The sequence below is a fragment of the Terrimonas pollutisoli genome (genome assembly GCF_029360765.1).
In the GTDB taxonomy this organism is placed as follows: domain Bacteria; phylum Bacteroidota; class Bacteroidia; order Chitinophagales; family Chitinophagaceae; genus Terrimonas_B; species Terrimonas_B pollutisoli.
The window spans coordinates 611,456-631,393 of sequence record NZ_JARKNA010000001.1; the positions used below are offsets into that span (position 1 = coordinate 611,456).

General features: G+C 41.7%; 21 protein-coding genes. 6 read left to right on the forward strand and 15 right to left on the reverse strand.

All coding sequences use genetic code 11. The annotated features are described in order from the left end of the window. Window positions 1-204 precede the first annotated feature (204 nt). The 3 genes from P2W73_RS02385 to P2W73_RS02395 all read left to right on the forward strand — a co-directional run bounded on the left by P2W73_RS02385 (window position 205) and on the right by P2W73_RS02395 (window position 3,320). On the forward strand, window positions 205-981 hold the full coding sequence (locus P2W73_RS02385) for a hypothetical protein (protein WP_276500380.1): 777 nt from the start codon (window positions 205-207) through the stop codon (window positions 979-981). Between the two features lie 147 nt (window positions 982-1,128). Continuing rightward, window positions 1,129-2,487: a glycosyltransferase gene (locus P2W73_RS02390; RefSeq protein ID WP_276500381.1), complete on the forward strand. Its 1,359-nt coding sequence runs from the start codon at window positions 1,129-1,131 to the stop codon at window positions 2,485-2,487. 152 nt (window positions 2,488-2,639) lie between these two features. Further along, window positions 2,640-3,320 (forward strand): hemerythrin domain-containing protein, encoded by a 681-nt coding sequence (locus P2W73_RS02395; RefSeq protein ID WP_276500382.1) that lies wholly within the window; start codon window positions 2,640-2,642, stop codon window positions 3,318-3,320. Window positions 3,321-3,705: 385 nt separating this feature from the next. Here the strand turns inward: P2W73_RS02395 and P2W73_RS02400 are convergent, their stop codons facing one another. From P2W73_RS02400 to P2W73_RS02430, 7 genes are all read right to left on the reverse strand, one after another. Next, window positions 3,706-4,185: a DUF1203 domain-containing protein gene (locus P2W73_RS02400; protein WP_276500383.1), complete on the reverse strand. Its 480-nt coding sequence runs from the start codon at window positions 4,183-4,185 to the stop codon at window positions 3,706-3,708. 233 nt (window positions 4,186-4,418) lie between these two features. After that, window positions 4,419-4,631 (reverse strand): hypothetical protein, encoded by a 213-nt coding sequence (locus P2W73_RS02405; RefSeq protein WP_276500384.1) that lies wholly within the window; start codon window positions 4,629-4,631, stop codon window positions 4,419-4,421. Window positions 4,632-4,918: 287 nt separating this feature from the next. Then, window positions 4,919-5,308 (reverse strand): VOC family protein, encoded by a 390-nt coding sequence (locus P2W73_RS02410; RefSeq protein WP_276500385.1) that lies wholly within the window; start codon window positions 5,306-5,308, stop codon window positions 4,919-4,921. A 266-nt stretch (window positions 5,309-5,574) separates the two neighbouring features. Then, on the reverse strand, window positions 5,575-5,946 hold the full coding sequence (locus P2W73_RS02415; RefSeq protein ID WP_276500386.1) for an iron chaperone: 372 nt from the start codon (window positions 5,944-5,946) through the stop codon (window positions 5,575-5,577). 56 nt (window positions 5,947-6,002) lie between these two features. After that, on the reverse strand, window positions 6,003-6,623 hold the full coding sequence (locus P2W73_RS02420; RefSeq protein ID WP_276500387.1) for an HD domain-containing protein: 621 nt from the start codon (window positions 6,621-6,623) through the stop codon (window positions 6,003-6,005). Between the two features lie 164 nt (window positions 6,624-6,787). After that, the gene (locus tag P2W73_RS02425) at window positions 6,788-7,204 is read right to left on the reverse strand and encodes a hypothetical protein (RefSeq protein WP_276500388.1); all 417 of its coding nucleotides are present in this window, start codon (window positions 7,202-7,204) and stop codon (window positions 6,788-6,790) included. A gap of 151 nt (window positions 7,205-7,355) precedes the next feature. Then, window positions 7,356-8,108 (reverse strand): hypothetical protein, encoded by a 753-nt coding sequence (locus tag P2W73_RS02430; protein ID WP_276500389.1) that lies wholly within the window; start codon window positions 8,106-8,108, stop codon window positions 7,356-7,358. 204 nt (window positions 8,109-8,312) lie between these two features. Here P2W73_RS02430 and P2W73_RS02435 point away from each other — a divergent pair, with 204 nt between their 5' ends. After that, complete coding sequence (locus tag P2W73_RS02435) at window positions 8,313-8,876, forward strand: hypothetical protein (RefSeq protein WP_276500390.1); 564 nt, start codon at window positions 8,313-8,315, stop codon at window positions 8,874-8,876. 106 nt (window positions 8,877-8,982) lie between these two features. Next, window positions 8,983-9,642 (forward strand): VOC family protein, encoded by a 660-nt coding sequence (locus P2W73_RS02440; RefSeq protein ID WP_276500391.1) that lies wholly within the window; start codon window positions 8,983-8,985, stop codon window positions 9,640-9,642. A gap of 183 nt (window positions 9,643-9,825) precedes the next feature. Here P2W73_RS02440 and P2W73_RS02445 read toward each other — a convergent pair whose 3' ends face one another. From P2W73_RS02445 to P2W73_RS02455, 3 genes are all read right to left on the reverse strand, one after another. Next, a complete protein-coding gene (locus P2W73_RS02445) occupies window positions 9,826-9,951 on the reverse strand; it encodes a hypothetical protein (protein ID WP_276500392.1) in 126 nt (41 codons plus the stop codon). A gap of 50 nt (window positions 9,952-10,001) precedes the next feature. Next, window positions 10,002-10,586 (reverse strand): cytochrome c family protein, encoded by a 585-nt coding sequence (locus P2W73_RS02450; RefSeq protein WP_276500393.1) that lies wholly within the window; start codon window positions 10,584-10,586, stop codon window positions 10,002-10,004. 153 nt (window positions 10,587-10,739) lie between these two features. Then, window positions 10,740-11,207: a hypothetical protein gene (locus P2W73_RS02455; protein WP_276500394.1), complete on the reverse strand. Its 468-nt coding sequence runs from the start codon at window positions 11,205-11,207 to the stop codon at window positions 10,740-10,742. Window positions 11,208-11,584: 377 nt separating this feature from the next. On the opposite strand from P2W73_RS02455, the gene P2W73_RS02460 reads away from it, so the two are divergent. Then, complete coding sequence (locus tag P2W73_RS02460; protein ID WP_276500395.1) at window positions 11,585-11,995, forward strand: putative quinol monooxygenase; 411 nt, start codon at window positions 11,585-11,587, stop codon at window positions 11,993-11,995. Here the strand turns inward: P2W73_RS02460 and P2W73_RS02465 are convergent. The 5 genes from P2W73_RS02465 to P2W73_RS02485 form a co-directional block, all read right to left on the reverse strand. Further along, window positions 11,975-13,093: a M14 family zinc carboxypeptidase gene (locus tag P2W73_RS02465; RefSeq protein WP_276500396.1), complete on the reverse strand. Its 1,119-nt coding sequence runs from the start codon at window positions 13,091-13,093 to the stop codon at window positions 11,975-11,977. The genes P2W73_RS02460 and P2W73_RS02465 overlap by 21 nt on opposite strands. Before the next feature lie 67 nt (window positions 13,094-13,160). Further along, the gene (locus P2W73_RS02470; RefSeq protein WP_276500397.1) at window positions 13,161-14,450 is read right to left on the reverse strand and encodes an OmpA family protein; all 1,290 of its coding nucleotides are present in this window, start codon (window positions 14,448-14,450) and stop codon (window positions 13,161-13,163) included. A 379-nt stretch (window positions 14,451-14,829) separates the two neighbouring features. Beyond that, a complete protein-coding gene (locus P2W73_RS02475; RefSeq protein ID WP_276500398.1) occupies window positions 14,830-16,497 on the reverse strand; it encodes a pyruvate dehydrogenase complex dihydrolipoamide acetyltransferase in 1,668 nt (555 codons plus the stop codon). 205 nt (window positions 16,498-16,702) lie between these two features. Beyond that, on the reverse strand, window positions 16,703-18,550 hold the full coding sequence (locus tag P2W73_RS02480; protein WP_276500399.1) for a DNA polymerase III subunit gamma/tau: 1,848 nt from the start codon (window positions 18,548-18,550) through the stop codon (window positions 16,703-16,705). 121 nt (window positions 18,551-18,671) lie between these two features. Then, the gene (locus P2W73_RS02485; protein WP_276500400.1) at window positions 18,672-19,868 is read right to left on the reverse strand and encodes a hypothetical protein; all 1,197 of its coding nucleotides are present in this window, start codon (window positions 19,866-19,868) and stop codon (window positions 18,672-18,674) included. Window positions 19,869-19,938 lie beyond the last annotated feature (70 nt).

Consider the following 19,938-nt stretch of genomic DNA (forward strand, 5'->3'; position numbering starts at 1 on the left):
AATTGAGTATTTGCAAAGATGGATTAGATGCAGTGAAGATGAATTGTATAAAACAAGGTATGAATTGTAGAGAAAACGTTTGTCTGATGACGGTTTCATCCTGCCGAATTTTCAATTCATACAAGGGCCGGTTGACAACAGGCGATTCTTGTTTCAACTTTATGCCATCAAACCATTAATCATTAAACCTTTTAAGCATTAACAATGAAAAAATTTTTATTCCTCGCCCTTATAGCTGGCGTTAGTTTGACATCCTGTAAAAAAGACAAAGACGAGAATGGCGGTATCTTCAAAGGACCGGTTCAGCAGTTCCAACACGGCAAAGCCTGGACATGGGTGCAAGTAGACAAAGACAACAAACCAGAACGTATCGGCATTTCAATTGATGCAGAAGCTATGAACAGTCTTGACCCCGGTGATGAACATAACGGCGGACATAATCATGCCAATGCTCTTTCACTGGCTTTTCATCCAAAAGCAAATGTGACACCCTTTGTGCATGCCCTGTTAGACTGGAATCCTCATGGTCACGAACCAGAAGGTGTTTACACATTGCCCCATTTCGATTTTCATTTTTATATGACAAGCGAAGCAGACAGGAAAGCAATCCCTCCATTTGATGTCGACAATACCGGTTTTCTTAAGTTCCCGGCAGAAGGATATATGCCTGCGATCTATGTTCCTACGCCGGGCGGTGTGCCACAAATGGGTACGCATTGGATAGATGTAACCACCCCCGAAATAAATGGCGGAACGTTCACACAGACCTTCATATATGGAACTTACAATAGCGAGGTTACCTTTTACGAGCCTATGATCACCAAAGCATTTTTAGATGCCAACCCATCGTTTACCAGGGATTTTCCGGCGCCTGTCAAATTCAAAAAATCCGGCTACTACCCTACGAAGATGCGTGTAGAAAAAATAAACGGCGTAACGAATGTAGTACTGGAAGGATTTGTTTATCGCCAGGCCTCATAGAGACAGATAAAATAAAGTGTTGTGCCGCAAAATAATTTTTCGAATGCTTCTTGTCATGTTTCGACAAGCTCAACATGACAAGAAGCTCAACATGACAAGAAACAGGCACAACGGATCAGGATCATTAATTGTTAAACCTTATCAATCATGCAAAGTAGTGCCAACACTAAAGCATTAGCCGGTCAAAAAATTCTTTTTGCCAGCATGCCGGCTGAAGGTCATGTGAATCCGCTGACAGGTCTTGCGAAATATCTTCAATCCATCGGTGCAGATGTTCGCTGGTACACCGGAGCTTCTTACCAGGAAAAAATGGATAAACTCGGTATTCCCCTTTATCCTTACCGCAGGGCCGTTGATGTGAATGCCGCCAATTTGGAAGAAGTATTCCCCGGTCGCGAGAAGATCAAAAGCCAGGTAAAAAAACTGGTATTTGATATGATCCATTTTTTTATCGGCCAGGCACCAAAATTTTTGGAAGATCTGAAAGAAATAAGACAGGAGTTTCCTTTTGATTTAATAATAGCGGAGTCTACTTTTACCGCCATCCCGCTGATCGAAAAAACAATGAACCTGCCAGTGATTGGTATCGGTATCGTACCATTGGTTGAAACATCCAAAGACCTGGCACCTCCAGGCTTGGGTATTACACCTGTCCCCGGCATTGCTGGTAAAATCAAACATAGCGTATTGCGATATGTGGCTGACAAAATTTTGTTTAGTAAACCCAACAAGCTCACGCACCAGATCATGGAAAATCATGGCGTGGAACATGGTGGCTCCAATATCTTCGACCTGATGGTAAAAAAGCCGACTATCTTTTTGCAAAGTGGTACGCCGGGATTTGAATACAAGCGGAGTGACCTGGGAAAAAATATTCGTTATATCGGCGCACTGCTTCCTTATTCAAACAAAAAAGAATTCAAACCATGGCATGATGCCCGGTTGACGCAATATAACCGTATCGTGCTGGTGACACAGGGTACCGTAGAGAAAGATGTAGAAAAATTATTGGTGCCAACGCTGGAAGCCTTTAAGAACACGGACACCCTCGTGATTTGTACCACCGGTGGATCACAGACAGCAGAACTGCGCCAGCGGTTTCCGCAAAGCAACCTGATCATCGAAGATTTTATACCCTTTGCCTGCGTGATGCCTTATGCGAATGCGTATATCACCAATGGCGGTTATGGCGGTGTCATGCTGGGCATTGAAAATAAATTACCCATGATAGTAGCCGGTGTGCACGAAGGTAAAAACGAGATCTGTGCGAGAGTGGGCTATTTCAAACTCGGTATTAATTTAAAAACAGAAAAACCAGGACCGGGACAAATAAAGCAGGCAGTTAATAAGCTGATGGCTTCATCGCTGTATCGAAGTAATGTAGAAAAGCTTAGCAAAGAATTTCAACGATACAATCCCAATGAACTATGTGCCAGCTATGCGGCCTGGTTGCTGGAGCAGCCGGCAAGCAGAAAGACCAGGTTTTTATCGGAAGCAGCGGCGTAGGTCCGGGATCAAAAGAGAAAAGGGAAAGGTGAAAAGAGAAAAGTGAAAAGTCAAATATAGAAATTCCATTCCCTTCTCACTCTTCACTTTTGCCTAACAAGAGTATTCAATTCAAATCAAACAATTGCAACAGCAATTATAAATTCTATTTTATGACACGATTTAATATGTTCAACCAGATCCATAAAGCGTTAAGGGCTCTTTTATATGATACATCACTGGTGCTGCAACAAACCTGGTTTGGTGATGCCGAAGAAGCAGAAATTTCATTGGATAAAGTGAAAATGGTGGTCGACATGTTTGACAAGCATGCCCGGCATGAAGACAATTATGTATTGGCTGCCATTCAGCAATATGAACCATCGCTGGTTGATACGTTCGAACTCGAGCATATCAAGGATCATGAGATGACTGAACGTCTCCGTGGTTTGTTGACCGTTTATAACATGGCGCAAAAAAGCCAGGTAAAAATGGAAACCGGCCAGGCCATCGTATTAGCTTTCCAGGAGTTTATGATCTTCAACCTGCAGCATATGGCTAAAGAAGAAGCTGTATTGAATAAAGTGTTGTGGCGGTATTATTCTGATGAAGAATTACTGGCAATCAACCAAAAAATCATTGCTTCTATTCCCGCCGGGGAAATGGCGCTAAGCAGTGCGTGGATGATGCGTGGCTTAAGCAATACCGAGATCAGCGGTTGGTTAAAAGCGGTGGAGAAGAATGCACCGGAAGTTGTTTTCAATAACCTCTTCAGCATTGCGGAGAAAGAATTACCGCATGATCGCTTCCGCAAATTGCTGGAAAATTTGACGGAGGGAACAATGGTGGCTTAGGAATCATTGAAAATTGAACATTGAGTACTTGCCTGCCGGCAGGCAGGTTGAGCATTTTAAAAATGTTCCAGGTAGATACAAATGTTCAATTCTCATGTGACGAGGAAGCAGGATTACTTATATGGCGGCAGTTATTTCAAACCCAGCACCTGGTAACTTATTAAGCCTTATACCATGCAACGAATTATCCACTTTTTTGAACTCGCTTTTATTGTCGTACACCTGGCTGTAAAAAACGAAGACGCAAGAAGAGCTATGTTCAATAGCATCAAACCGGTGTTGTAAAAAATTTCTCAGGGCAACGGGGTAGTGATGGCAGTAGCAGGCATTGCAGCGGTGCCGCTACAACAGCCATCACTTTTTTATTCTTTCGATATTGTCCGATTTATGTAGCAGGTACTCTCCTGGCAACACAATTGTAACAGCCGGCTTTTGCATTGTGAATATGGATATACGAAATAGCGGGGTCATCAAATTTGATAGAGAGATGTTCTGCCAGCTCTTTGCCTTCAATAACAGTTGATCCTTTCATCATGCCAGCGGTATCATAGCTGCGGACGGAAAGTAAACGATGTTGCAGCATGAGAGGAATTTGATTGCTTTCAAATTGAGCAGTCTCCGCATCTTTTCGCACAAAGACCGGCCCGCTGGCCCGGTAGGGTGAGGCAGTTTCGTGAAACGCATAAGGCAATAATAATAGCTCGTCGCCAATATCAGCATCCTGCAAACTAACCCGGCAGGGGAAACCGGGTTTTGTATCAGCCGTCATTCTTCGGATACCCTGTCTTTTTAATTCGGTGTCACTGAGTGAAAACAAATTTTCAAACTCTTTCTTTTGTAATGATTGAATGATAAAGTCCGCCATAATTTTTTACTAAAGGTCGATGGGGGAGTGTGTGACGGCAACCCGGAACTTGCGGAGTTAGGTTTGTTAAGCTGATGTTTGCAAATGGTATTACCCGTTCTTATAATTTCCTAAAGTAGGATTGTTAATGAGTTCAGTTTCTAACTTAAGCAGATATTTCTGAAGAGAAGGATACTTTTTGAGGAGAGGTTTGGCAGCAGCTTTGAAACTCCTGGAAGCCCTGAAAACTACAATCACTTCAGGAAATCTTTAAGTGGTTGTAATTTTTTTCCCGATTTTTTATTTCGTTTTACTTCTGCAAGCCCGTCACGAACACCGCTTAAAACAGCAAGTTTTGCCTGGAGTTTTTCATAATTGGTATTTAAATCCTCCCAAACTTTCACAGGGACAAGTACAGACGTTTTATTTCCGTTATCATCCACAATATATCTTAAGGCTCCTGCCATGACTTTTTTTTACGAATTTAAGAAACAGTGATTAATGTATCCGTTCTTGCTTGTATGAATAATTTTACACCGTCGCCGGTAAAAAACACCCAGCGACCTGTCTTTAATGAATGCTAATTTTCTGAAAATTTTTTTAATCAATTCCGTTGGTGAAGGAAACTCTAGCTGCGGCGTAAAGAACTTTGATTATCGAAATACTTTTTAAGATCAGCGGTTGGTGAGCTGCCTTATATGTTAGCGGTTCGTTGCTTTTTGATTTATGGCTACGTGCAATTTTTTTTTCATACTTACAAGGTGTAACCAATTTCCCAAATGTGGCCAAATGGGTCTTTCAGTTTTCCTATTCGCCAATCACTTTCAGTTGTCATTGGACAAATTTCTGCCGCACCAAACTTTAGTGCTTTTTCAAATAATTCGTCAGCATTTTTAGTTTGTAAAATTATTCTGACTGGGCTATTTGATTTTAGGTCCGGGCTTAAATTTCCATTATGAGGTTCTTCGTCACCCACATAAAACTCTGCATTTTCTATTTCAATTATCGAGGATAGTTTTTGGTCTGGCATTTCAAACCTTTTTGTCTCAATGGCTCCAAATGCAGAAATGTAAAATTCTACAGCTTTTTTTCCATTGTTTACTGTAAGAAAGGGCTTTACCGATGTTATATCATTGTCTGTCATAAAAAATCTGTTTATTTCTGTTTTAGTCGTTTCTGAACTTACTTGATATTTAGTTGATGCGAATGTTGTGTCGGTTTGCAATGACCACTAAACCTGTATTGATGTAATAGATGCTATTGTACTAAAAATACAAATTATTAAGAAAGAAGAAAGTAATATTATACATTTTGTATTGTTTCTAGCATCAATACAAACTATTGGCTGTAATCTTTGCACATGCCTGCTTACCGGAGATACTTTAATGATCAGGTTTTGTTGGGAAAGCACTACATCCATCGTGCATCTTTTTCCCTCACTTCTTTAGCCCGAAAAGCAGCGATCTTGCGAATAAGCAATTTCGGCAGTGGTTTGTCATAAGGGAACTGAATCGTGTCTTTGCCGGTAGTATACGCTGCTAACTTCTCTTTGAAGGGCTCCATTGCGGAATGAGTCGGCATGAAATTAAGATGTGATTTAAATGCAGCATATGCAAAGAGTATTCGTTTTTCTTCAAATACAGGCGATCCCCATTTCAGCGTCTCTTTTGCATTTGGCGCAACCTTCTTCAGAATTTCACGTAGCTCACGCAATTTCTTTTGAGCTTCTTTGGGAGCAGCGTTGATGTATTCAGTAACCGTTGTTGGTTTATTAGTTGGCATGGATATTATGAATTATCCTTTTAGCATTGCTTGTAAAGTTCAGCCATTGCAACGGTTTACGAAGAAGAAAGTTCTTTCAATTCGTCGTTAAGATTTTTCCTTGCCTGCATTTCATATTTATTGCGAAAGAACTCCGTCTTGTAAATGTTTTTCATTTGGAGAAAGTGCTGCAATACTTTTTGCCGGCCGGGTTTATAAACAAAGTCCGGGTATAGCTTATATTCCTTTCTTATCATCGTCGAATACTGCTTATATAAAGTATAATCCGCACCCAAAACTGCCAGGTCTGCGTCGGTGAAAAAGTTGGTATCGTCATCAGAAATAGCGTGTCCTTTTGTCGCCATTATCTGGTTAAAGCATTTCTCTTTTTGGGAAGATGGTATTGACAATTTTGATAACCTGTCATAGGCGAATTTTGCGCTTTTTTCTTCGTTATCGTTTTTTACAGTGTTATAAATGATATCATGATAGGCGATAGAAAAAACCAGAGTCTGCCAATCGGCAATTTTGTCTTTGACCGGGAGAAGTTTTGAAACCAGATTGTCCAGGTGAGATAAGGAGTGATAGTATCGTCTCGGTTTTGAATAGGCTCTTTTGATTTCCTCCCAGAGATTTTCGATAAGTTCTTTATCGCTGGTAATAGTGGCGAGTTCGGTGTTGAAGATATGTTGAAACATAGGACGAAAAAGCGACTAACGCCTGTGCCGATGTAAGAGATGTTAAAGTCATTAAAACTACGAATTATTAAGAAGCAGCTATTCATTTCGTATTTCTAAATACAATCTATTCAGTCATGCCCGGCGAAGGCATAGGAACCCCATGTTGTGCGCTTTTTGGCGAGTTAGTTTTTCTTCTTTTTGACAAACAGTGCTTCTGAAAAGAGACTATCCAACAAGTTGTCCGGCTTATCAAAATAGATTTCATTGCCGTTAAATCTGGCAGTAGTTGTCACGCCGCCACCTTGAAGAAGTATGCTGTATTCCTTTGGTCCATTATTTTGAACATTCCAATAACCGATGATATTTATGTTAGTCCCATAAATATGAAAGTTGTTGCTGTCCTTCAGCGAAATTGTCCAATCCGATGCTTGTTGTGCACGAAGTATCGAGTTGGAGTCAAGTGGAACGACTGTGTCAATCTTGTAAGTGCCTATAAATTCGTTTTGTTCAGTCACATGTTTACAGGAATGAATCCCTACTAAAAGAATCAACAACACGTATTTAGTAGAACTGGATAAGATATTTTCAAGTATGTTCATTTAAATGACTGTTTAGAAAAATAGCGCACAACGTTTATCGGCTTGGCGAAGGCAGGTAAATAGAATTACGTCAGCATACACTTGCACCGATGTTTAATAAAGATATAAAGCTTAGCCGATGTTCTTCAGCCCTGCTTTTGCCAAACCGCTGTTACCTGCCGTTTGTTTCGTCAGGCTTTAACTTATTCATTTGTTCTTTTGCTAATTCCTGCATTTCGTCAAAACGGTCATACACCCAAGTGGCTTTTGATTTCAGTCCTGCAGCAATTGCACTTTGATAAGAAGTCAAACTGATTTCTTCCAGTCCGTTGATTTGCTCAATAATGCTCCAAAGCTTAGTGTCTATAATTTCTCCTATAATGCACGTAACAGCTTTGTTATTCTTAGTCAGTTGGTCATTGAGGATTTGAAAAAGTTCTTGGTCTTTATGCGGATGATGAAAAAGATAGAGCAGGGCAATGATTATCTGTTGCGGGTCGGATGAGTTTAAATAGTCCGGTAAAAGCTGATTATTAAAGTCGAGCCCGAACGAACTAAATGTAAGAGTCTCGTCCGTTATTTTCCCTGGACTAATCAAATTCTCCAATGAGCTTGCACAACGAGAACTGATGTACTGTTCTTCGTTGCCAATCCCAGTTATTAGAACAGGTAGAATTTTAAAAAGCGGATAGCTTCGACATGTCTCTAAAAACATGTTAATAGATAGATAGGCAACGTACTTTAATTCAGGATCTTTCAGATAAGTAAGAAAAAGGTCTAATGCTGCTTCACCTTCACTGTCACTGTAAGCAATATTCAGTAAAGCATGTTTTTTGTCGTCATAATTACCCGTCTGCAATGCCTGTAGTAATTCACTGTTGTCAGCAAACTGTTTTAAAACTTCGTATTGAGGTTTGTCGCTCATTAATGGCAGGTAACGGTTGTATTGATGTTATTACATGCTACCACGCTAAAGTACTAATTATTCAAAATCAACAAAATAGTGTTATACATTTTATATTGTTTATAGCGTCAATACAAAATAGTGCGTTATAATGCATCATTTATCAAAAGGCACAATTTGTCGGCCTGCGCCGACATTTATTAAATAGTCGTCTAACTTTATGACATGACCAACCATTTTCTTATCATCATTGGATTGTTTTATTTTTCGAATCAAACATTTAGCCAATCGACTGGTATAACATCTTTTATTCCGGCAGGCTATGCCATTTTAGACAGTGCCTCCGGTGATCTCAACAAGGACAGACTGAAAGATTATGTTCTTATACTCAAGGTAGATGAAGAAGAGGAGCATGCCGATACTACCCGGCCATTGTTGTTGCTGATGGGAACAGTTAGAGATCAATACCAGCTCCTTGCCCGGAATGACAGCGTGGTGCTCTGCAAAAGTTGTGGCGGCGTATTTGGCGATCCTTATGCTGGCATCACCATAAAAAATAATTTCTTTTCTGTCGAGCATTATGGTGGCAGCAACTGGCGCTGGACAAGGATCATTACTTTTCGTTATGATGCTAAAACAAAACAGTTCCTATTGCATCGGGATGCCGGTGAGTCATTTCATACATCGGACCCCGACAAAATGAAATTGAACCTTCACGAAAAAGAAGATTTTGGCAAATTGCCTTTTGCAAAATATTCTTACGATAAAGCATGGAGGGAACTGCCATGATCGCTAGCGGGAATTACAAAGTTATTTTCCCGTGTCAAGCTAGTAAGCGGCGCTGATTCAGTTAATTTTGATGGGAATAATGCCGGCGATAATTTAAACAAAACGCATGAACATTTTTGAAGTGCAACTGCAGACCACCAACCTTGAGGAAACAAAGCAATTTTATCATAACAAGCTGGGCATGGACCTGATGCCTTCCAATGGTGACGAGCTAAAATTGTCCGCTGGTCTTTCTACATTGGTCTTTACAAAAGCCACCAACAGTCATCCTTTTTATCATTTTGCATTTAATATCCCGCCAAATAAGTTTGAAGAAGCATTTGAATGGGCCAGGACGACAATTCCACTGATACCGGTGAATGGTAGCAATCCTGTCGCCGATTTCAGAAGTTGGGATGCAAAGGCTTTTTATTTTTATGATAACAACGGTAACATTGTAGAGTTCATCGCCCGGTTCGAACTGCCCGAACGTTCTGACAAACCCTTCGACGGATCAAGTGTTGTTTCGATCAGCGAAATTGGATTGGTAGGAGATAGTGCAAAAATCTATAGCGAACAATTGATGGCTGATTACGGGCTGAGTTATTTTTCCCGCCAGGCGCCTGCAGATGATTTTGTAGCACTGGGTGATGATAATGGTCTTTTCATTGTAGTAAACGATCAACGAAATTGGTATCCCACACAAAAAAAATCGGAAAAGCATTTTGCGCTGGTCAAAGCAGAGATCAATGGAAAATTATACACCGTTGAGATGAAGGGCGAATGATTGTTTGTAGAAGGTTTTATGAAAAGCCTAACTGATTTCAGCAAATGATAGAAGCTCTTTCTGGAATAGGGTTTTTGCCCCTCTCCCTCGGAGAGGGGTTGGGGTGAGGTATAAAAAAGAGCACAACTTTCATTGTGCTCTGCGTTGATCCTGGTTCTACATCGGCCCCATTCGAAACAAGTCTTATTTTGTTTTTACCACCAGGTTACATTCCCTGCATTGATCATGATGGCGGCCCGCCTGTATCGCAAATGTGATCACGATAATGCATACAGCCAGGAAGCCTGCGATCTCCAATTTCTGTTTCATGTATGATAAGGTTTAAGGTTATGTATGGTGAGAGTTAGTGTTATTAACAATTACAACTCATTCCATTTTTTCCATTCGGGCACCCGGTTCTCAACAGGTTTGGTTGATTTGAGAAAAGCAAAGATGGCTCTCAGGTCATCGTCTTTCAGATTGCGATATTGCGTCCATGGCATAGGTGGCAACAAGGGACGACTTTCTTTTAATCCTTTTGATTTGCCCTCACGGATGGCACGGAAAAATTGTTCTTCGGTCCAGTTGCCAATACCGGTTTGATCGGAACTGATGTTGGCTGCAAATGACATACCCCAGGGGCCCACTGCTGCTGTCAGGTCAGGTGCAAAAAGCATCCAGCCTTTTTTTGCAGTGGTAGTGTCCACTTTTGGTAAAGGTGAATCGGCATGGTGGCCGGAGAAGCGCTGGTCGGCGATAAGTTCAGGTCCATTCGGTCCAAATGTTTTGGGTGAATGACAATCATCACATCCCATACTGTTTACCAGGTAACTGCCGCGGCTGATAAGGCTGTCTTGCGAGATCTGCACTTTGGCGTTTGTTTCTGTTGGTTTGTTATTGCAGGCAATGATGGCTACTGCTACAGTAGCTGCCATAAAAAACATGATAAGGCTGATCTTTTTCATTCGTATATTTTTTGTTTTTTAACTATGTCGAATGGAACTTACCATGATAAAATTTTCATTTTCCTGTTTGTTATAATGAAAATTTTATCATGGCCGTTTCATCTTGATATTTATTATTGTTTAATGTCTAAGCTGAGTTTGTTGTTTGAAAAATCAGGCGCCGAATATCCATCCTGCCAACAGGCTGATAAAACCGGTGATGTTGATGGCCTGGCGGGTGTGATAATGCGAGAACCATTTGGCCCGGTATTGCTGCCAGTTGACCGGGTAGTTGGCAGTAGTCCAGCTGTTGATGTATTTGTTCAACGGGATATTTCCTTTTACCGCCAGCAAAGCATCAGCTACCAGGGTGATCAAAGCGATCACGGAACTGATAAAAAGCCAGCCGGTTGGATTTACCACACAAAAGGCAACTAACAACAATGATGAACCCAATGCCAGATAGTAAACAACCTGCAAGGGTGTTTCCAGTTTTTGTGTGAGGAGGTTCCTGGTTTCGATATAGGTTTCAGCCTGCATTTTTTTCATTGTGCCCGACATAGCCAGGATATAGAAAAAACTTTGGCTGATGACAAACGCATAGAGGAGCAGCGTTATGAATAAGGTGATTTTAATTTCCATGATTAAAGGTTTAAATGGTGATGCAAAATAGACCGGTAATAAGACGGGGTCAACGACAGCATGATTGGATTGCGTCAAATAGGGGATGAATTGTGATGAGGCTGTCCAAAACTATTAGTAACCCAGGTGCAACAAGTTTACACAATGAACACTAAGAGAGCTTCTACCTGATAGGTTGTGTTCTTCGTGGCATTCTTTGTCCGTTGTGTTCTATGGGGCATCAACTTTGAAAATGCTGAAGCAACATGAATTGAAGTTTAAGGCTTTTCTTTGAGTTGTTTTTTGCGTTATTTTGTTACCAGTTCCTGTCAACATTCCTCCCTTCCGAAGCAATTGTCCCGGCCCTTTTCCGATTTATTAACCTTTAATAAAACAATATGGAAAAGCAAATCCAGGTAATAGTAGAACTCAGCATTGTCAGCGGCAAACTCGGCGATGTAAAACAACAAATACCTGCCCTTGTTCAAATGGTAAAAATGACGGAGTCGGAATGCATCTCGTATGAATGGTTCTTAAACGAGGAGAAAAACAAATGTTATATCCTTGAAGGATTCAGCAACTCTGAAGCATTGTTGGCTCATTTGATAAATGTAGGGCCCTCACTACCCGCTTTATTTGCTAATGCACCGATCACCCGCTGGGAAATATTTGGCGACTTATCAGCCGAAGTAAGAGATGCTATTTTACCAATAGGTGCGGTTAATAATATTGCGCCTTTTATTTCAAGATCCGTGGTAGGGTTTAACCGGCAAAATAAAGTGGAGGAATTAACGGCGGGCCATAGTTGAAGAAGAGTCCTCTACAAAATATTCACCTAGGAAAATGGTTTTAAGGGCGGTTGCATACCTTTCAAGCTGTTGTTGGCAAAATTGCTGTTGTTTAGGTTGTAAATAATCAACCGGTCTTTTGCTGCCGGGAAATTCCATGGTGATCAGGCGAATGGCCTCCCTGTTTTTACTTGGATTGTTTTCATCCATTACGGCTGTCGAGGCCCAGGTACCCATCGATACTCCGCCACCTTTATGCCCGGGCATGGGTGAGCCACTAAAGTTTCTTTTTTGAAAAAGACCTTTTGCTACCGGCACGGGATCTTTGTAATATAGGGCTGTCGGTTTGCTGTTGATGCGATTGCCTGGTACATGACCACCATTTTCATAAATATGTTTTGCCATGCCAATCGCTAAGCTGCTGTCTGACGTATAACCTAATGCGATGCCATTTTGATCAGTTCTTGGATCGGCATACACACCAGCATTTTCTGTAGTGCGGATCGCATGCAGGTTAACGATACGCTGAGGCCGGTATTGATCGATCAGCTCCAGCAGGATCGCATTTTCATTTTCTGTTTTTCTGCCCACATGATCAAGGCTATCATCTTCATCAAAGGGTTTACCGGGTGTTGGCATTTGCCGATTAGGATCAACAGCACCCGGATAACTGTAACGCCCAATATTGTCGACACTGCCGATCAACAAGGAATTTTGTTTAGCCTGTTCTGCATTGTCAGGAAATAATGAAGGGATGATGATGACGTTATAATAAATGCTGTCATTCTTTTTTAATTGATCAAGCAGCTCATAGGCTATTTCAATAGATGATAACTCAGATCCATGCATGCCCCCGATCACCAATGCCCTTTTATCACTCGTACCGGGAAAAAAGAATGCATCGATCGCCCTGCCCAATTTTGATTTGCCAATAGTGAATCGGACGGCTTTACGATCCAACAAAATTCTTTTAAGCTCTTCCGGGTATAAAAAACCGGGTATGCCGATGTCTGGTACAACATTATTCGGGGTTACCGGCATTTTGATTTTATTGCTATTGCTGGCTGCCGACAAAACGGTGAAGGCAAGAATAAGAAATATGGATGGCCTGAGTTGCATGAGGTTTAATGGTAATGGCTGATTAAAATAAAAAGGGGAATATGAACCATTCCCCTTTTATGGATTTTTATAGTTTGATGAATTCTACTCTTCGGTTTGCCACTTTGCCTTCTTTTGTTTTGTTGTCACCAACGGGCTGAGTCTCGCCTTTTCCTTCCGTTTCCAGGCGACTTGTATCAAGACCAAATTCATTCACCAGTAATTCTTTTACGGCTTCGGCTCTTTTTTTCGAGAGTTCTATGTTGGCTTTATCGTCGCCATCACTGCTGGTATGCCCAACTACTTTTACGCGGATCGATGTATTTTCTTTTAATACACCGGCAATATCTTTTACTACCGCATAAGATTCGGGTTTGATCACCGCACTTTGAAAATCGAAAAGAATACCGGTTGTGGAGAATTTGCCTTCTTCAATCAGCTTATGTCTTGTATCAGGCTTGCCGGTAGCAACTTTAATATTGCTTACGTACACGGCATATTGTTCTTCGCTATAGTTGGTATGACCTACTTCAAAATAGATCTGGTTCATAATGACACCAACGGGTATGGCTTTGGGCACATCAAACAGTTTGTCTTCATTGATCCACATCCGCAATCTTTCTTTTTGAACCTGGATAGCTACGTGTACCGGTTTGCCATATGATTTTTCCAATCGCTCATACATTTTGTTGTCGCCGGTGAAATAAGATCTGCTTTCCAGGTATGAGTTCACTCTTGCCTTCGAATTTTTAAATTCAGCAGGATAGATCGTAGTCACAACCGATGCATACTTTTTTTGATCCTTTAAAAAATTGTTACCGCCATTGGGTTCATCTTTGGAGGAGAATAAGCCGAAATAAAATTCAGGATACATCCAGCCGGTATTTTTTAATTGCAGGATCACATCAAACTCGATCGTATAGTTTTCACCAAACTGTTTTTGATTACTACTGAGATAAGTAAAAGGCTTGTGCAGGCGCAGCCAGTTGCCGGCGAATTTATCCAGCGTAGTTACTTCACCCGTGCCACTGGTATTCCAGTTGGCAGGCAATTCAGCTAAAGCTTCGCCTTCGAAATTATCGTAGTATAAAATTTGCTCGCCGGGAATAAAATCATATTTGGTAAAACTCTTTGGTCCTGCTTCCTCGACTGCCTCTTCTTTTGTTTCTGTTTTGGGTGCAGGGCTTGCAGATGATGTTGTAGTTGTTGTCTTCTTTCCTTCTATTTCATCCAGTGATTTATCTATCCCCCGGTCAACTTTATTATCAGCTCTTTGTTTAGCTTTTGTTTTCACTTTATTCAGGATGCCTGAAAATTGGGCATCAGCTGCAAAAGGTAGGGCTGCAATTAATAATGCAATGATGATCTTCCTGTTCATGTCAATAATTTTAAAGTATATCAAAACTATTGGTGCGATATTGCAGCTGAAACAAGAAGATGTTCGAATTGCTAAAAAAGCAGGCTGAGATGAAAGAATAGGAGAAATAAAGAAACGTGTTTATCCTTCGTTTTCTTTTTGGATTGCGGTAGGAACAGGGTTAATTCTATATCAATGAGAGTACCTAACTGGCGGGGCTTATTATTCAAAAGAGCTTCCCTGCTTTTTCTTTTTAAGCAATAAAAAAACCGTCTCGCTATAAACAAGACGGTTTTTTAACATCATTCAAAAAAGATTATTGGCCTCCTGAGTTGCTTACGAATTATGTATTCAAGTTTTCTTTATTCTCATTATTCTCAAAAATCTCAGCAATCCCGGTTCAGACAAGCATCCTCAATGGTTCTTCCAGCAGACCTTTTAATGTTTGCAGGAAGGCAGAGCCGGTAGCGCCGTCTACAACACGGTGATCACAACTCAGCGTTACTTTCATCACATTGCCCGGAACGATTGCGCCATTTTTCACCACAGGTACCTGGCTGATTCCGCCCACTGCCAGTATACAGGCATCCGGCGGATTGATGATCGCAGTGAATTCTTCAATGCCAAACATACCCAGGTTAGAAATCGTAAATGTATTTCCTTCCCAATCGGCAGGTTGTAGTTTTTTATCTTTTGCTTTCTGCGCAAAGTCTTTTACTTCCGTAGCGATTTGTGAAAGCGATTTTGTATCTGCAAAACGAACAACCGGTACCAGCAAGCCATCTTCCACCGCTACTGCCACACCGATGTTAACATGATAATTGGTCCTGATCTTATCACCCAACCAGCTACTGTTGACAGCAGGGTGTTGTTTCAACGCCACTGCGCAGGCTTTCAACACCAGGTCGTTGAAAGATATTTTTACTTTGCTTACTTCATTCAATTTTGCCCGGCTGGCGACGGCTGCATCCATATCGATCGACATGGTCAGATAGAAATGGGGAGCGGAGAATTTACTTTCAGCCAAACGCTTAGCAATCACTTTCCGCATTTGCGATACTGGCACTTCGGTAAAGCTTACTTGTCCTGCCGGAGCAGCAGGTGCGGCTGCAGGTTTCGGAGTTTCGGCAGTAGCCGCTTTCGCTACAGATTTATAATTGTCGATGTCAGCTTTGATAATGCGGCCTCCATCGCCGGAGCCACTCACTTTGCTGATATCAATTCCTTTTTCAGCGGCCAGTTTTTTTGCAAGCGGGGATGCTTTTACCCGGCCATTTTCAACAGAGCTGCTCACTTCATGGCCACTTTCTTCAACCGGTTGAGCAGCCGGGGCAGCTTGTTGTTGTGGCTGATCTGCTGATTCTAGTTTAGGAGCCGGAGCTGCAGTTCCACCTTTAGCAGCTGCTACAATAGCATTAACATCTACTTTTCCTTCTTCACCAATGATACAAAGCAAATCATTGACGGCGATCTTTTCTCCTTTTTTAGCACCCTGGTATAATAATTTTCCATTTTTATAACTTTCCAATTCCATGGTAGCTTTGTCAGTCTCTATCTCTGCCAGCACTTCACCTTTTTTCACGGTATCGCCAACATTTTTCAACCAGCCGGCGATCACCCCATCTGTCATAGTATCACTCAGGCGGGGCATCAGCACGACTTCCTCCATTTTGGAAATATCAACGGCGGTAGCGGCAGGTTTTCCATTGGATGCCTGGGGAGCACTTGTTTCCTGTGTCTTTGTATCCGGAGTTTTTGTTTCCGCTTTCTTTTCCGTCTTCGGTGGCGCAGCGGTGCTGCCCCCTGACAAGAGCCCTGAAATATCTTCTCCTGCTGTACCAATGATGGCCAGCAAGTCGTTTACCTGTAATTTGCTTCCTTTGTCAGCACCCACATGTAAAAGAGTGCCATCCTTGTAACTTTCCAGTTCCATTGTAGCTTTGTCAGTTTCCACCTCAGCCAGCAAGTCACCTTTTTTTACTGTATCACCCACTTTTTTATGCCATGCAGCGATCACACCTTCTGTCATCGTGTCGCTTAGGCGGGGCATCAATATCACTTCAGCCATGTAGCTTTAAATTTTCGCCGAAATTAAGGTAAAATGATGAATGATAGGCCAATGAGAATTCGGGCAATAACACTCGTTAATGGTAATAGAAATATTTCATACCCAGAGCCTTGTTGATTTCGGTGATGCTTTACAGATGAATATTGGTAAAATATATCAATTTCACTTGTAAGTTAGAAGAACACCGTCGGAAAAGAAAGTAATATTAACCCCAATCGAGGTCAAGACGTAACCGGTCCTTTAATTCGATCAGGAGGGGATATTGTTCGGCTAACTTCATAAACTGCTCCTTGGATGAAAGTGGTGCATCGGGGATGGTTCTTTCTTCCTGGTTTTCGTTGACTACTACAATAAATTGTAGCAACCGGTTCTTCAATTCCTGCTGCAAAAAGGAGAATAGTTCATTCCGTTCCTGCTCTATAAATTTTTGTTCAATATTATTGGCTGTAATGACTTCAAACGAATTTTCATCGTTGATCTGTAATTGAGCCAGTTCAAAAGGCTGGGCTGCCGGATTTTTAGCAGCTTTTAGTTTTTCTATATAACCGGCCCACGCTTTTTGCAGTGCATCTTTCTGTAAAGGAAGATGCAGCAGGCTATCCGCATTCTTTCCGTTTCCTTTGTATTGTTTCCGGATGCTTTCGAGGGCCGATAATTTTGTTGCCGGTTGCCGGCCTGTCTGTCCGGTAGGCAGGTGACCTGTTGCCGCTTGTTGATTGATTGCCGCCGATTGTGGGTAAACTGGTTTTTCTTCCGCCAGTTTTATTTTTTCTATACCCGTACTTTCAATTATGAGTTTGGGTTCTGACTTTTCACTTTTCACTTCTGATCGCTGGCCCCCGGCTTCCTGCTTTGGATTTTTTACTTCAAATGCTGTTATTTGCCGGAAAGCGATGGGTCTTGCTGACTCAACCAGTTTTTTTTTACTTACCGTTGTTCCTTCTGAACTCAATTCGATCGCTTGTTGCAGGTAACAGAGTTTTATTAAAACCAACTCCACATGCAATCGCTTATTGCGGGCTGCTTTATAATTTATCTCCGCCTCATTCAAAATATTCAGTGAGCTGATGAGAACTGCCGTAGAAACATTGCGGGCAGTGTCGGTATACTTGTCTTTAAAGCTTTCTACTACTTCCAATAAAATAGCGGCTTTACCATCTTTGCAAACCAGGAGGTTTCGGATAAACTCGGCAAATCCATTGATGACAAGATCACCCTCAAATCCCTTACGATTGATATCGTCGTATAAAAGCATGGCGCCGGCCAAATCCTGCTGCAGCATGCAATCGAGCAGTTTGAAATAGTAATCTGCATCGAGGATGTTCAGGTGTTCGAGAGTGTTTGTATAGTTGAGCTCTCCACCGGTAAAACTGACGATCTTATCCATGATGCTGAGTGCATCCCGCATACAACCTTCGCTCTTTTGAGCTATCACCTGCAATGCAGCCTTTTCAGCTTTTACTTCTTCCTTATCACATATTTCCTGCAGGTGGTCAACGGTATCGTTGGTGGTGATGCGTTTGAAGTCGAATATCTGGCAACGGCTTAGGATCGTTGGGAGTATTTTATGTTTTTCCGTGGTTGCCAAAATGAAAATGGCGTAGGAGGGAGGCTCTTCCAGTGTCTTTAGAAAAGCATTGAACGCTGAAGAGCTGAGCATATGCACCTCGTCAATGATATACACTTTATAATTGCCTGCCTGTGGCGCAAACCGAACCTGCTCCACCAGGGTGCGGATATCATCCACCGAGTTGTTACTGGCGGCATCCAGTTCATGAATATTTAGCGAAGTGCCTTCGTTAAAAGAAACACAGGAGTTGCATTGATTGCAGGCTTCGCCATCCTTCGTTTTATTTTCGCAATTGATTGTTTTCGCCAGTATACGGGCACAGGTGGTTTTGCCTACGCCCCGCGGACCACAAAATAAAAATGCATGGGCCAGTTGGTTATGCTTAATTGCATTTTTTAATGTAGTAGTGATATGCGACTGCCCGACAACTGTATCGAAAAGCTGCGGCCTGTATTTCCTGGCTGAAACGATGAATTTGTCCATAAGCCCCAAACCCTAAAGGGGAGTTATAATCCCTTTAGCAGAACCTGCAAGATAAGAAAGGGAATTATTTCCGGGCATACGATGATTTTGCTGTTAATAAATTCCGTCCTGTTCCAGGAAATTAAAATAGTATCGGATGTGGTTTGAACTCTTTTGACTGGTCGAACAAATAACGGTAGGTAGTTAATATCCTGCTGCGATAGGTGCCGAGGTTTTCCGCCACATTGATCATTTTAGGATTAAACTCGCCGATCCACTGCATTTCATAGTCTTCATATATCGGCTTGCCGATTGAATACACGCCGTTTTCAATGCTGAGCTTTTGTATTATCCTGGCGCCTTCTATGATCATATAACTATCGAGTCCTTTGCCCTGCCATTCGGGCACAATGCCAAATACGAGCCCCACAAACTTGTCGCATTTTTTTGTCTTTTTCACCCACAGAAATTTCAGCTTATCCAGCAATCCGAACTTGCCGTGCAAATGTTTGAACCATTGATTAAGATCGGGCAGGTTGATCCATAGGCCGATCGGTTCATTTTTATGATAAATAAACCAGCTCAGGCGTTCGTCCATCACAGGTTTCATTGAATTGAACATCTTACGAACCACTTTTTCTTCTAAATGTTTCAGGCCGCCGTGTCCTGCCCACGCCTTATTATATACGATGGTAAAATCCTTCGCATATTTATCCAGTTGGTTCTTTTTTATATGTTGTGAACTGAAGTCCGGATTTTTTGCGCATTCAGCATGGCGGGTATAAAATTTTTCCTGCAGGCGGTTGCCCACTTTTAAAGCGAAGCACACCTGGTTAAAATAATTTTTAAAACCATAGTTTTCAAAAAGAGGCTGATAATACGGAGGATTATAATTCAGGCAATAAACCGGTGGTTCAAATCCTTTTACCAATAGCCCCCACCAGCGGTCACGTTCACCAAAATTAATGGGACCATCCATCGCCTGCATTCCTCTTTGCAGCAGCCAATGCCTGGCAACGTCAAAAAGCATGTCAGCTGCCTGCTGATCGTTGATGCAATCAAAAAAACCTACTCCACCGACCGGACCATCATCACCTTTGTTCTTGTATTTTTTATTGACAAAAGCGGCTATGCGTCCAACGGGTTTTCCATCGTCGCTTTTTAATATCCAGCGAATGGCTTCTCCATGACGAAACGCTTTGTTCTTTTTTTCGTCAAAAACATCATTGATGTCCTTGTCAAGCGGTTGGATATAGTTTGGATTGTTACCATTTATAATCTTGTTTACCTCCAAAAACTCCTTTGCTGCCAGGTCATCTTTTACCTCGAACAACTGCATAAATAATTCTTTGAACGGCAAAAGTAACAGAAACTGAGAACTGTGAGTAGAGAGGTGAAAAGCGAGAAGT

Bases quoted from the DNA above. Each gene is read 5' to 3' on its own strand.
- P2W73_RS02455 (WP_276500394.1), bottom strand. From the start codon at position 11,207: ATGGAAATTAAAATCACCTTATTCATAACGCTGCTCCTCTATGCGTTT.
- P2W73_RS02405 (WP_276500384.1), bottom strand. From the start codon at position 4,631: ATGGCAGGAGCCTTAAGATATATTGTGGATGATAACGGAAATAAAACG.
- P2W73_RS02435 (WP_276500390.1), top strand. From the start codon at position 8,313: ATGACCAACCATTTTCTTATCATCATTGGATTGTTTTATTTTTCGAAT.
- P2W73_RS02440 (WP_276500391.1), top strand. From the start codon at position 8,983: ATGAACATTTTTGAAGTGCAACTGCAGACCACCAACCTTGAGGAAACA.
- P2W73_RS02410 (WP_276500385.1), bottom strand. From the start codon at position 5,308: ATGACAGACAATGATATAACATCGGTAAAGCCCTTTCTTACAGTAAAC.
- P2W73_RS02485 (WP_276500400.1), bottom strand. From the start codon at position 19,868: ATGCAGTTGTTCGAGGTAAAAGATGACCTGGCAGCAAAGGAGTTTTTG.
- P2W73_RS02430 (WP_276500389.1), bottom strand. From the start codon at position 8,108: ATGAGCGACAAACCTCAATACGAAGTTTTAAAACAGTTTGCTGACAAC.
- P2W73_RS02465 (WP_276500396.1), bottom strand. From the start codon at position 13,093: ATGCAACTCAGGCCATCCATATTTCTTATTCTTGCCTTCACCGTTTTG.
- P2W73_RS02395 (WP_276500382.1), top strand. From the start codon at position 2,640: ATGACACGATTTAATATGTTCAACCAGATCCATAAAGCGTTAAGGGCT.
- P2W73_RS02470 (WP_276500397.1), bottom strand. From the start codon at position 14,450: ATGAACAGGAAGATCATCATTGCATTATTAATTGCAGCCCTACCTTTT.
- P2W73_RS02415 (WP_276500386.1), bottom strand. From the start codon at position 5,946: ATGCCAACTAATAAACCAACAACGGTTACTGAATACATCAACGCTGCT.
- P2W73_RS02460 (WP_276500395.1), top strand. From the start codon at position 11,585: ATGGAAAAGCAAATCCAGGTAATAGTAGAACTCAGCATTGTCAGCGGC.
- P2W73_RS02390 (WP_276500381.1), top strand. From the start codon at position 1,129: ATGCAAAGTAGTGCCAACACTAAAGCATTAGCCGGTCAAAAAATTCTT.
- P2W73_RS02425 (WP_276500388.1), bottom strand. From the start codon at position 7,204: ATGAACATACTTGAAAATATCTTATCCAGTTCTACTAAATACGTGTTG.
- P2W73_RS02475 (WP_276500398.1), bottom strand. From the start codon at position 16,497: ATGGCTGAAGTGATATTGATGCCCCGCCTAAGCGACACGATGACAGAA.
- P2W73_RS02480 (WP_276500399.1), bottom strand. From the start codon at position 18,550: ATGGACAAATTCATCGTTTCAGCCAGGAAATACAGGCCGCAGCTTTTC.
- P2W73_RS02420 (WP_276500387.1), bottom strand. From the start codon at position 6,623: ATGTTTCAACATATCTTCAACACCGAACTCGCCACTATTACCAGCGAT.
- P2W73_RS02385 (WP_276500380.1), top strand. From the start codon at position 205: ATGAAAAAATTTTTATTCCTCGCCCTTATAGCTGGCGTTAGTTTGACA.
- P2W73_RS02450 (WP_276500393.1), bottom strand. From the start codon at position 10,586: ATGAAAAAGATCAGCCTTATCATGTTTTTTATGGCAGCTACTGTAGCA.
- P2W73_RS02445 (WP_276500392.1), bottom strand. From the start codon at position 9,951: ATGAAACAGAAATTGGAGATCGCAGGCTTCCTGGCTGTATGCATTATC.
- P2W73_RS02400 (WP_276500383.1), bottom strand. From the start codon at position 4,185: ATGGCGGACTTTATCATTCAATCATTACAAAAGAAAGAGTTTGAAAAT.